General features: G+C 43.0%; 10 protein-coding genes. 2 read left to right on the top strand and 8 right to left on the bottom strand.

The window, feature by feature from the left end:
- Window positions 1-15 precede the first annotated feature (15 nt).
- The 8 genes from SNE25_RS15045 to SNE25_RS15010 form a co-directional block, all read right to left on the bottom strand.
- Window positions 16-765, bottom strand: a complete 750-nt coding sequence (locus tag SNE25_RS15045; protein ID WP_321565925.1) for a hypothetical protein — start codon at window positions 763-765, stop codon at window positions 16-18.
- Window positions 766-777: 12 nt separating this feature from the next.
- Complete coding sequence (locus SNE25_RS15040; RefSeq protein ID WP_321565924.1) at window positions 778-3093, bottom strand: family 20 glycosylhydrolase; 2316 nt, start codon at window positions 3091-3093, stop codon at window positions 778-780.
- 298 nt (window positions 3094-3391) lie between these two features.
- Complete coding sequence (locus SNE25_RS15035) at window positions 3392-4918, bottom strand: IS1182 family transposase (RefSeq protein WP_321566227.1); 1527 nt, start codon at window positions 4916-4918, stop codon at window positions 3392-3394.
- 112 nt (window positions 4919-5030) lie between these two features.
- The gene (trxB, locus tag SNE25_RS15030; RefSeq protein ID WP_321565923.1) at window positions 5031-5987 is read right to left on the bottom strand and encodes a thioredoxin-disulfide reductase; all 957 of its coding nucleotides are present in this window, start codon (window positions 5985-5987) and stop codon (window positions 5031-5033) included.
- Between the two features lie 85 nt (window positions 5988-6072).
- A complete protein-coding gene (locus tag SNE25_RS15025) occupies window positions 6073-6957 on the bottom strand; it encodes a toxin-antitoxin system YwqK family antitoxin (protein ID WP_321565922.1) in 885 nt (294 codons plus the stop codon).
- 170 nt (window positions 6958-7127) lie between these two features.
- Entirely contained in the window at window positions 7128-8300 is a 1173-nt protein-coding gene (locus tag SNE25_RS15020) for a dipeptidase (RefSeq protein WP_321565921.1), read from the bottom strand.
- 70 nt (window positions 8301-8370) lie between these two features.
- Window positions 8371-8724 (bottom strand): DUF3592 domain-containing protein, encoded by a 354-nt coding sequence (locus SNE25_RS15015; protein WP_321565920.1) that lies wholly within the window; start codon window positions 8722-8724, stop codon window positions 8371-8373.
- A 157-nt stretch (window positions 8725-8881) separates the two neighbouring features.
- Window positions 8882-10510 carry an acyl-CoA carboxylase subunit beta gene (locus SNE25_RS15010; protein ID WP_321565919.1) on the bottom strand — a complete coding sequence of 543 codons (1629 nt, stop codon included), beginning with the start codon at window positions 10508-10510 and terminating at the stop codon, window positions 8882-8884.
- A 219-nt stretch (window positions 10511-10729) separates the two neighbouring features.
- Between SNE25_RS15010 and SNE25_RS15005 the strand changes: the two genes are divergently transcribed.
- Window positions 10730-11503 carry a C1 family peptidase gene (locus tag SNE25_RS15005; protein WP_321565918.1) on the top strand — a complete coding sequence of 258 codons (774 nt, stop codon included), beginning with the start codon at window positions 10730-10732 and terminating at the stop codon, window positions 11501-11503.
- Window positions 11504-11608: 105 nt separating this feature from the next.
- A complete protein-coding gene (locus SNE25_RS15000; RefSeq protein ID WP_321565917.1) occupies window positions 11609-11926 on the top strand; it encodes a cupin domain-containing protein in 318 nt (105 codons plus the stop codon).
- The last annotated feature ends 10 nt before the right edge of the window (window positions 11927-11936 follow it).

Here is an 11936-nt window from a genome sequence, read left to right as displayed (position 1 = left end):
ATACCTCCTTTCTTATTAATTTCTATGCCTTCTGCGTTTCTTCTTGTTAGATTTTGAAGAAGAGCTTTTGTTATCAGATTTTTGAACTGTGCTTTTATTATCGTCGCTTTTAGCCGGTGTGCTCGCGGCAGGTTTATCAGCTACATCGGTTGAATCTTTGCTCAACTGTTTTACAGTGAACTCGTTGCTCCGTAGGCCATATTCCAGCTGACGCTTTGCGCCGGTAGGTTTGGCATCTTTACCGGTACCGCTGTAAATCGGGAACTCGCGCATCAGTTTACCGTCCCTGATATAAAAATTATCGTTTCCGCGATAGCCTTTACGCTGCGAACTGTTCAGTCTTGGAAAATCGAGTTTATTAGCTTTGTTGTTATTAAACTCAAAAGCATAAATGGTAGCGTACTTGGTAGTATCCTTTGATTTGGCCTGTATCAGTATCTCCGGGTTACCATCTACGTCCATGTCGGCATTGTACACATCAACAATAGTACCATCCAGATCGCCGGTAGTGGTGGTGTATTGTATAGCCGATGAGTCGGAGTGTAATATCATAAAAGCGCCCGCGTCAACCGAGCCACGGCCCCAGCTCAGTATATCATAGCTCTGCCCAGGAGAAACCTCTATCAGCTTGTGAAATCGGAAAGGCCCCATTAATTCGGGTTTCTTGGGCGCAGGCGCCGTTACAGCGGTTTTTGTTTCGTTGCCACTGCAACCGGCAATTGCAGTACCTATTAATAACGCAAAAAGATAAAATCTGTTAATCATTATTTAATGGTATTAATTATATAAGGTATCGGCTGTTAGCTCGGCTTTTTGCTTGCCAGGAGCGTTTACAAATACCTTTAATGCGGGCGGGCCACCGGCATCAACATATTTTAAAGTAAATTTATGATATCCTTTTAATAATGGTACCGCGCCATCCTGCTCATTTACTGCATGCTTGCCATCATTATCAACTATCACCTGGTCATCTATCAGCAAAACCGATCCGTTACCAGACAGTGTTGAGAAACCGTAATTACCATCAGCATCAATATTAATATAACCCGAATAAACTACACCATATTTCCCTTTATTTTTACGAAAATCAACCGTGCTAAAAGTTTTAACAGTGCCGCTATCTGCAACCGTAGCATTTTCCAGCTGGCCGGTAGCCGTGTATGTACCTGCAAATAACTTGTATTTTACGCCAGTGGTTTGCCCTATATAATTAACGGGGGCAAAAGGGGCTTTATTGTAAACTACGGTACGTGTCACCACACTCCTTTTACCAGATGGGGTTATAACAATGGTTTGCAACTCGCGGTACTGATCCTGCGGAACAGGAAAGCTCAGTGGGATATTGTAGGTCAGGTCAGTTTCGCGCGGAGTGTAACCGTCAATTGTATAATAGACCTTAGCTCCGTCAACAGACGGTCTTAAAGTGGCGTTCAACTGCGAACCTATCATTACCGTATCTTTAGCGCCAATTGCCACGGGCACGCGATAATTGATGTTGTTTTTATCGAGCCAGGCTAAATGACCGGGTAAGCGGGTTTCTGAAAAGTCCTTAAAGTTTTTGTTAGCCAGCGGCGACCATGCCACTTCTGAAAGGGCCATTAAACGGGGCAGCAGCATATACTCAACCTTAGCATCAGTTGGTATATATTCCGTCCATAAATTAGCCTGTACACCTTCAATATACTTTTGTTGCTCCGGTGTTAAAACAGCCGGAGTTGGGTTATAGCTGTAAATTTTTGATAATGGCTCATTACCGCCAATGCTCAGTGGCTCCTGGCTTGGTTTACCCTGACCATGGTCGATATATAAACCTGCACTGCCTGGTGTCATGATCACATTATGGTTTTGCTGGGCAGCGGCTATACCACCATCTTCGCCCCTCCAGCTCATTACGGTAGCATTTGGTGCAAGCCCCCCCTCCAGTATCTCATCCCAACCAATGATGCTGCGCCCTTTTGAGTTCAGGAACTTCTCAATGCGCTGTATAAAATAGCTTTGCAGTCCATGCTCGTCTTTAAGGTTAAGTTTTTTGATGAGTTGCTGGCAAAATGCCGAATTTTTCCAGGCATCCTTAGGAGCTTCATCACCACCTATATGAATGTATTTGCTTGGGAAAAGCGCGATCACTTCGGTTAAAACATCCTCCAAAAAGCTGAATGTTTTTTCAGTGGGGCAATAAATATCTTTTAACACGCCCCAGGTTTCGGTAACCTTATAAGGTTTGCCAGGCTCACATCCCAATTCCGGATAGGCTGCCAGCGCTGCAGTTGAGTGGCCGGGCATTTCAATTTCGGGTATAATATTGATATACCTCGCAGTTGCATATTTTACCACATCACGAATCTGATCCTGGGTATAAAAGCCACCGTAAGGTGTATTGTCAAACTGCTGCGGAGTACGGTCGCGATAACCGCCGATAAGCGTTTGTGCCCGCATACTGCCTATTTGAGTAAGCTTAGGGTATTTTTTAATTTCGATACGCCAGCCCTGATCTTCTGTTAAATGCCAGTGAAAATTATTGAGCTTATAAGCAGCCAGCAGGTCGATGTATTTTTTAACCATTTCAACAGAGAAAAAATGGCGGCCCACATCAAGCATAGCCCCGCGGTAACCAAAACGCGGATAATCCTCTATTTGCACACAAGGTAATTTAGCCGTAGCGCTTCTTTCCAGCGGCATTAGCTGTAATAGCGTTTGCACACCATAAAAAAGCCCTGAACCTTTACCGGCAACTGTTACCTGCTCAGGCGTAATGGTTAAGCGATAACCTTCTGCAGGCAAACCATCCGTACCTGCCGCTGTCAGTCTGATCAGGTTTGCATTTTTATGGTTCTTCATCATTGCCTTTACCACAACACCTTTCCGATGATACATATTATTGGCCAGATAATCATTAAAAAACAAAACCGCCCTATTCGATGGCGTGTCGGCCTGAATAATGGTTTCCTCACTCAGCACAAACTGTCCGGGAGCTTTTTTTACAGATACAGGTGCAGGGATGATGCCTAAATTAGGGTCGGAATCCTGTGCATCCACTACGGTTACACTTACTGTAAGCGAAGCAAACAGCATTAGGAGGGCTTTTTTGTACATAATTATTAATCAGGTTAATACTAAGTGGTGAATATATAAGTTTTTAAAAAAATATAAGAAGTTTGATGTGTAAAAAATGTGTTAGCCCCCTTGATTAAATGCTGGTTACTGCCCCCGCATAAGCTTCCGCACCCTTCCCATGGGGAGGAAACAAGAAGAAGCCGTCTCATAAGTCAATTATGAGGCGGTTTTTTTATTTAGAGCGATTTAGATAAGCTATTAGGGAAGGCGGACTGTGTTGGTTTGTTCTGTTTTTTGGATTGGTTCAGCTGTCTTTGGGGAGATAAAAGCCTTTTTCTCAGGCTTTCCATTTTCTGAGGTTATGAGCGATGGATAATAACCCTATTTCTACCTCTGTTTTGGACATTCCTTTCAACAGGAATCGTCTGAAACCATGATTGTGCTTCAGTTGTGCGAATACCGGCTCCACATCGGCGGGTCTTCGTTTTCGGTATTTGATGCCCTGTTCTGTATTCAATCTTTCCGTCGCTGCCTGTTTATGTTTTCTCAGACTGTGGTTGATCTCGACGATCCGGTTGCCGGGGTTTTGGTGGCATACGCCCCGCATCGGACAGCCTTCACAGTTCTGCGCCTGATAGCGGCTGATCAACTGCAGAAAACCTGAAGAAGTTATCCGCTGACCGTCGCCAACATGGTGCATGCGCTGGCCCATCGGGCAGGTTAGATAGTTATCCGCTTCGTTATAATGCAGACTATCGTTACTGAATGCTTTGATACCTTCTTTTTGTTCCTTGTCGAACGTATTGTATTTGATATAAGCTTCAATACCTTTTTGCTGCAGCACACCATAGTTCTCGTCCGAGCCGTAACCTGCATCGGCAACTATCGCTTTGGGCTGTTCTTTATAAAGGGATTCGTACTGTTCGATATGTGATGGTAGCGTTTGGTAATCGGTCGGGGTCTGGTGCAGCGTGTAATTGAGAATGAACTGCTCTTGGGTGGAGATCTGCAGGTTATAAGCAGGCTTGAGTTGCCCATTCAGCATATGGTCTTCTTTCATCCGCATGAACGTGGCATCCGGGTCCGTCTTTGACATACTGTTACGCCCAGCCAATAACTTTTCCTGTTCATCATATTTGGCCAGGTTCTCCGGCCAATGCTTTTTTGCATAGTTCAGCTTTTGTTTTACTTTCCCCGCCACGTCTTCCTTATCCTCCAATGCCGCGTTGATCTTTGAGATCGTTTCTTTCACTTTCTCAGGGTTGATCTCGCTGTATTCCAGCGGTGCGGTGTCTTTGAGTTCTTCAGCAGCAATACTTTGCGCATAGCCCCGTAACTCATCAAGCTGGGCTTTCATCTTCTCTTTACTGTTCTTTATGCTTTTACCCCATACAAAAGTGTACTTGTTCGCCACCGATTCGATCTTGGTGCCATCAGTGAAAACGGCCTCCTTCAATGATACAATTCCTTCCTGTTGTAATAAAAGAACGATCTGTGAGAATATCTGCTTTAGTACCCCTGATAGCTTTTCACTGCGAAAACGGTTGATGGTATTGTGGTCGGGCTTTTTCATGCCCAATAACCACATGAAGTGAACGTTCTGTGCCGCCTGGTCTTCCAGTTTACGTGATGAATACGTATTGGTCAGATAACCATAAACCAGCAGTTTCAGCATCAGCCGGGGATGAAAACTCGACGCGCCGCCGCCTTTGTACTTCCGGTTGAGTGGCTTGACATCGACCGCGTCAACCACCTGTTTAACTATCCGTACCGGATGACCCGCCGGTACCAATTCTTCCAGTTTATACGGTAAAAACGTTAACTGGTCCGGATCATATGCCTTAAAGACTACCTTGCCTCCCATGTCTTTAAGATACACAAAAAAGCATCCTATAACAAAAGAAGCTGCCCTTTTGACAGCTTCTTTTTGTAATTTCATTAAAGCCCTCTCCCTAAAGGAGAGAGTTGGGTGGGGCTTATGCGGTAACTACGTGCTCCTTAGCAGCCAGATAACGTTCGGCATCAATGGCCGCCATACAACCGGTACCTGCAGCCGTAACTGCCTGACGATAGATATGATCCTGCGCGTCGCCGCAGCAAAATACGCCCTCTACATTAGTTTCTGTTGAACCGGGGCGGGTTATGATATAACCGGTTTCGTCCATGTTTAACCAGCCTTTGAAAATATCGGTATTGGGATGGTGGCCTATTGCCACGAAGAACCCGGTAACGTCAAGATCTGTATCAACATTGGTTTGGTTGTTGGTAACCTTAACACCGGTTACGCTTTGTCCGTCGCCCAGTATTTCTTTGGTTTCGGTGTTGTATAAAATTTCGATGTTCGGCGTGTTTAATACGCGGTGTACCATGGCTTTGGAAGCCCGGAACTCATCCCTGCGAACAATCATATAAACCTTGCGTGTTAATTTAGCAAGATAGGTAGCTTCTTCGGCAGCGGTATCGCCGGCACCAACAATGGCAACATCCTGTCCTTTAAAAAAGAACCCGTCGCATACGGCACAGGCCGAAACACCAAAACCGCTATATTTTTCTTCAGATTCCAGACCCAGCCATTTGGCGGATGCCCCGGTGGCAATAATTACGGTATCGGCCGTGATGGTTTTTACATCATCAATTACCACTTTATGTGGCAGGCTTGTAAAATCAACAGAACTTACATAGCCAAAACGAATATCGGTACCCAGCCGCTCGGCTTGTTTACGGAAATCTTCCATTAATTCGGGCCCCATAATACCTTCAGGATAACCGGGAAAATTCTCCACTTCGGTGGTTTGGGTGAGCTGTCCGCCGGCTAATAAACCGGTGTACATAACGGGCTTTAAATCAGCCCTTGAAGCATATATTGCTGCAGTATAACCTGCAGGACCAGAGCCTATGATAAGGCATTTGATGTGTTCAGTTTCTTGAGACATTATCTTTAAAAAATGTATGCGAATTTAACATTTATCCGGTTATCAGACAAGTGGGAATGGTCAGGATACTGCCATTGTTAGCTGATTAGTTATATATAGAACCTCTCTCCGAATATGAAATATCAATTTTTCCATACTCATTTACGTTAATCAAAAGATCAAAGTAGATGTATCCTTTTTTTTCTCCCTTGTTAGCTGCATTAAGATCGGTATTGGGGGCCTGTGTTAATAAAAACAACTCTGTTGTTGGATATTGTATAACTGGTTTCCAGTTTGGAGCAAGAGTTATTTCAGATACAATTGCGTTATCTATTTGACTGTCTGCACTTTCATTAACCACTGGCGAAATCAGCTTTCCATCTGATGTTAAATTAAAACTATACGAAGCATAGTATTTACCTATGCTATCGAATTTATTCTTGGATAATTTTGAGTTCAAGTATCTTATTATGTCATACTTAGAACCTTTAACATTTGTTAGATATCTAAACTTTTTATCATATAAATGAGAAATAGATCTTATAAATTCCCCTTTTCTGTAAATGTCGGTCTTTATTGTGTCTCCATAGTAAGATAAGTAGTTCCAATTTCCTTCCCGTTTATTATTAACGAAATTGCCTTCTATGAGTATTTTACCGCTTCGATAGTTCAAATACCTTCCGTTAAGAATATTGTTTTTATATGTATTTACAAATTCAAGGTTTCCATGCCTGTATGATTTCCACGTTCCATTCTTCTTTCCATTTAAATATATTCCTGTTTCCTGAATAAAATTGCCGCCACGTTCAAAGACAATCTTTTTTTTTGTAGTATTCCTACTGTAAAACGGTAGTTCAGCCGGACGAATAAAATGATAAAAAGTGAATTTTCCATGTGGAATCATCAACTGTTCATCTTTAAATGTTCCTGTCGTCATTAAAGTATCTTGCATATCATACTGACTCATTGCCCAGGCTGAATCCGCTTTCATTTTTTTGTATAAAATATAAGAGACGGCTTTCGAGGAATCTGTGGTTCTTGAACCATCGGTGGTTACGTAGGCTTTATAGACTTGTGCTCCTGACGTTTGTACGATAATTAATAAAAATAAAAAGATAAGATAAGGTTTTAACATATACTAATTTAGGTACACAAAGATAATCATTTACCGGCATTTGCTTTCAGCACACGCATCACGTTGCCGCCCAATATTTTATCAATATCCTTTTCGCTGTAGTGCAGTTTAAGCAGTTCTTCGGTTATCTTAGGGTAATCGGCAACGCTATTCATCTCCTGCGGAAAAGATTCAGAACCATCAAAATCAGAGCCTATACCTACATGGTCAACCCCTATCAGTTTTACGATATAATCAATATGGTGAATGAGCATACTCAGCGGCGGCCTTAATTGCTCCGATTCGGTTTTGTGTATTGTGTTCAGCCTGATGGTTGCCAAATCAACATCGTGATATATTTTCACCAATGAATCCAGCTCTGCTTTATGCTGCTTAACAAAACTTTGAACCTTTGCTGAATAAGCACTGTCTACAAAGCCACTGTAAAAATTAACACACACTACTCCCCCGTTTTTAGCCAGCGCTTTTAGTTGTTCGTCTTTTAAGTTGCGTCTGTTTGGGTCAATACTATAGGCGCAGCTATGTGACGCTATTACAGGTTTGGTTGTAGTGGCCAGTACATCGTAAAATGTACGTTCGCCTACGTGAGATACATCGACCATTACACCCAGCCCATTCAGGTGGCGGACAATCTGTTTGCCATAGTCGCTAAGTCCTAAATGCGGCAGACTGTCTTTTTTGGTGACCTCGTCGCGCGCGGATGTTGCCCAGGAAGTGCTGTTATTCCAGGTGAGGGTTAGGTAGCGCATACCTCGTTTGGCAAGACTGTCAATATAATCCATGCGGTCCTCTATCATGTGACCACCTTCCACACCTATCAGCGCGGCGAGCTTTTTTTGCTTAACAATGTTTTGCAGTTCGGCACTGTTACGGGCCAGGGCAATTTTATCTGGGTTGCGTTTAATAAGCGCATACAAGGAATCAATTTCACGGTTAGCCATTGCGAAGGCTGTTCCTTTACCATACTTTTCACCGCACCAGATAGAAAATATCTGCGCTTTAAGCCCACCCTCTTTGGCCCTTACCAGGTCGAAATTTCCTTCGGTTTGACGTTTAGCCAGATCAAATTTGGTAATAAGCTGGTTGGATAATACATCGTTATGCGTATCAATCAGGATCGCTTTTTGATGAATTTGTTGTACATTTTGAGCAGAGAGTTTTAACGAGAAAAACAGAAAAGGGAGTAGTAGCTTTTTCATAAGTTCAAGATAGAAATTTTGATTATTGATTATGCCTGATGTAGTATATAATCAAAAATTACACTTAATATCAAAGCAAACCCAACGATTGCCAGTATATATCCAGTTTATCTATGATAAAGTGGTTCTTATCAGTTGGGTCATAAATTACTACAACATGTTCACCTTCACTATATATTGAAGGATTAGAGCCCCATGTTACGCGTTTGACAATTATTTCATTTTCAAGAGTAACGAATCTAAAAACAGGGTAATACAGATTTCTTTTACCTATACCTATGTTGGTGTCTATTCTGATGACAACACCGTTGACTTTGATTCCAATTTTTTGAAGCTGCTTACGTAAATAAATTTTTATCACACCAATTCCTGCGAGAAAAGCACCTGCTGTAATTGCTAAAACTTCATTAACTGTTGCGTTCATGACCGTTGATTAGCTGAATTTTAATATTATTATAAAGTATGTCATTGCGAGCGTAGCGTGGCAATCTCATTATACAGGTCTGCCTCCTGTCCCTTGAGATTGCTTTGTCGTTCCTCCTCGCAATGACATGTTGAAAGTTATAGTGTTATCTGTTTACTTACGTCTGTATCACCCCAACATTAAAGGCCTTTTCTATCGGCGCATGATTTGCCGCTTCAATACCCATGGATATCACTTTTCGGGTTTCCAGCGGATCAATAATACCGTCTACCCAAAGCCTTGCAGCGGCATAGTAAGGAGTTGTTTGGGCGTTATATCGGTCGGTTATTTGTTTCAGCAATTCGGCCTCTTTTACCTCGTCTACTTCTTCGCCCCGGGCTTTTAAACCGGCGGCTTGTATCTGCAGCAGGGTTTTGGCGGCTTGCCCGCCCCCCATAACCGCAATTTTGGCCGATGGCCATGCATAAATGAGCCTTGGGTCGTAAGCTTTGCCGCACATAGCATAATTACCTGCCCCATAAGAATTACCTATAACAATGGTGAATTTGGGCACTACAGAGTTGGCAACCGCGTTCACCATTTTAGCGCCGTCCTTAATAATTCCTCCTTGTTCACTTCTGCTGCCTACCATAAAGCCGGTAACATCCTGTAAAAAGACCAGCGGGATTTTCTTCTGATTGCAATTCATAATAAAGCGGGTGGCCTTATCGGCGGAGTCGGAATAAATAACGCCGCCAAACTGCATTTCTCCTTTTTTTGATTTGATCACTTTGCGCTGGTTAGCGACGATACCCACCGCCCAGCCATCAATACGGCCGAGGCCGCAAATGATAGATTTGCCATAGCCTTCTTTATATTCCTCAAAAGCCGAGTCGTCAAGCAGGCGCAATATAATCTCGTGCATATCGTAAGCCTTTTCGCGGTTATCGGGCAGTATACCGTAAATTTCCTTCTCGCTCAGCTTTGGAGCTAATGGTTTAATTCTGTCGAACCCGGCCTTGTTATAATCACCAATCATGCTCATGATGTTACGGATTGAATCCAAACAAGCCTGATCATTTGGTTGCTTATAATCTGTAACGCCGGATATTTCGCAGTGTGTAATTGCCCCTCCTAAGGTTTCGTTGTCCACATCCTCACCTATGGCCGATTTTACCAGGTAAGATCCTGCTAAAAAAACCGAACCTGTGCCCTCCACGATCATGGCTTCATCGCTCATGATAGGCAGATAAGCCCCGCCCGCAACACATGAACCCATAATGGCCGAAATCTGGATAATACCCATACTGCTCATGATGGCATTATTGCGGAATATACGCCCAAAGTGTTCTTTATCCGGAAATATCTCATCCTGTAAAGGCAGGTACACGCCCGCCGAATCAACCAGGTAAATAATGGGCAAGCGGTTCTCTATAGCTATCTCCTGCGCCCGCAGGTTCTTTTTAGCCGTTATAGGGAACCAGGCCCCGGCCTTTACCGTGGCATCATTGGCTACTATTACACATTGCCTGCCCGATATGTAACCTATACCGCATACCACTCCTCCGGAGGGGCAACCACCATGCTCTGAGTACATGTCATCGGCAGTAAACGCGCCAATTTCAAGCCAGGGCCTGTCTTTATCAATTAAGTAGGCCACACGTTCGCGAGCCAGCATCTTTCCTTTTTCTTTTTGTTTAGCTGCAGCCTTTTCGCCGCCGCCTTCATGTACTTTTTTGAGCCTGGTATTCAGCTCATAAACAAGTTGTTTGTTTATATCTTCATTTATATTGAATCCGATATCCATAATCTGGTTGTAATAGGAAATGTAAATTAGGAAAAATTACGGCAGGAAAAGCTAATGAATTGTTGTTTTGTTTATAAAAATAACGCCTGATATATTAATCACCTGTTTATTGCGTTCCTAAAATATTAAGGTGTCAGTACGTATTAAATTACGTAAAAACACGTTAACAAATCCCTGTTAAACAGTATACCTTTAGCCAACAATTATTTCATCCCTGATATGATACAGCAAACCAAACGCTACGGCTGGTTACCTGACCTGCCCGACCAAAGAGATTACAGATACGCGACAGTTCGCCATGCTGCTTTAGCAAAACCCACCCCGCCATTGGTTGACCTGCGCGCCCAATGCCCGCCTGTTTACGACCAGGGCACATTAGGCTCCTGCACAGCCAACGCCATAGGCGCAGCCTTCCAATTTGAATTGATGAAACAAAACCTGCCGGTGTTTAATCCGTCGAGATTGTTTATTTATTACAATGAACGCGTTTTGGAAGGACATGTTAAAGAAGATAGCGGCGCGCAAATTCGTGATGGTGTTAAATCCGTAGCCGTACAAGGTGTTTGCGATGAACAGCTTTGGCCGTATGACATTAGTAAATTCGCCAAAAAACCCAAGAAATCGTTATACACCAAAGCATTGAAAAACCAGGCATTGCAATATACCAGGTTAAACAATACCGCCATCAATGAGCTTAAAACCTGTTTGGCAAGTGGCAATCCCTTTGTTTTCGGTTTTACTGTATATCAAAGTTTTGAAGGCGACAAAGTAGCTCAAAGCGGTGTGCTGAATATGCCTACAAAAAATGAAAGCGTGATGGGCGGCCATGCGGTTATGGCTGTTGGTTACGATGACAAAAAGAAAGCGTTTATTATCCGCAACAGCTGGGGCGACGGATGGGGACTTAAGGGTTATTTTTATATGCCCTACGATTACGTGACCAGCACCGATCTGGCCGACGATTTCTGGACAATAAGCCAGGTAGAGGGATAAATATCGAGTTATAAGTATTGAGTTTATAATCGGGGTAATTGAGCATAACATTATTTTCTATCCTAAGCTTAGGACTCAAAACAACATTAACGTACAAATTATAAAATGAAATCATCGGTAATAAAGGCGCTTCAACATTTAAGTGATAAACCCGGACAATTATTTGTTAAAGTAATACAGCACGGCAGTATGTCTGTTGAGATATACAGGCCAGATAATATTGATCCGCAAACCCCGCATTTGCAGGATGAGCTATACATGATCATAAGCGGGCATGGCGAATTTTTAAACGATGGTGTACGCACCACCTTTCAGCAAGGCGACGTACTTTTTGTTAAGGCAGGTACAGAGCACCGCTTTGAAAACTTCACCAGTGATTTTGCCACCTGGGTTATTTTTTATGGCCCTGTTGGCGGAGAATAACGGTGCAATG

Source organism: Mucilaginibacter sabulilitoris (assembly GCF_034262375.1).
Taxonomy (GTDB): Bacteria; Bacteroidota; Bacteroidia; order Sphingobacteriales; family Sphingobacteriaceae; genus Mucilaginibacter; species Mucilaginibacter sabulilitoris.
This window is presented reverse-complemented; position numbering and strand designations above follow the sequence as displayed.

Coding starts and splice junctions, on each gene's coding strand:
- SNE25_RS15045 (WP_321565925.1), bottom strand. CDS start 765: ATGATTAACAGATTTTATCTTTTTGCGTTATTAATAGGTACTGCAATT.
- SNE25_RS15040 (WP_321565924.1), bottom strand. CDS start 3,093: ATGTACAAAAAAGCCCTCCTAATGCTGTTTGCTTCGCTTACAGTAAGT.
- SNE25_RS15035 (WP_321566227.1), bottom strand. CDS start 4,918: ATGGGAGGCAAGGTAGTCTTTAAGGCATATGATCCGGACCAGTTAACG.
- trxB (WP_321565923.1), bottom strand. CDS start 5,987: ATGTCTCAAGAAACTGAACACATCAAATGCCTTATCATAGGCTCTGGT.
- SNE25_RS15025 (WP_321565922.1), bottom strand. CDS start 6,957: ATGAAAGCGGATTCAGCCTGGGCAATGAGTCAGTATGATATGCAAGAT.
- SNE25_RS15020 (WP_321565921.1), bottom strand. CDS start 8,300: ATGAAAAAGCTACTACTCCCTTTTCTGTTTTTCTCGTTAAAACTCTCT.
- SNE25_RS15015 (WP_321565920.1), bottom strand. CDS start 8,724: ATGAACGCAACAGTTAATGAAGTTTTAGCAATTACAGCAGGTGCTTTT.
- SNE25_RS15010 (WP_321565919.1), bottom strand. CDS start 10,510: ATGGATATCGGATTCAATATAAATGAAGATATAAACAAACAACTTGTT.
- SNE25_RS15005 (WP_321565918.1), top strand. CDS start 10,730: ATGATACAGCAAACCAAACGCTACGGCTGGTTACCTGACCTGCCCGAC.
- SNE25_RS15000 (WP_321565917.1), top strand. CDS start 11,609: ATGAAATCATCGGTAATAAAGGCGCTTCAACATTTAAGTGATAAACCC.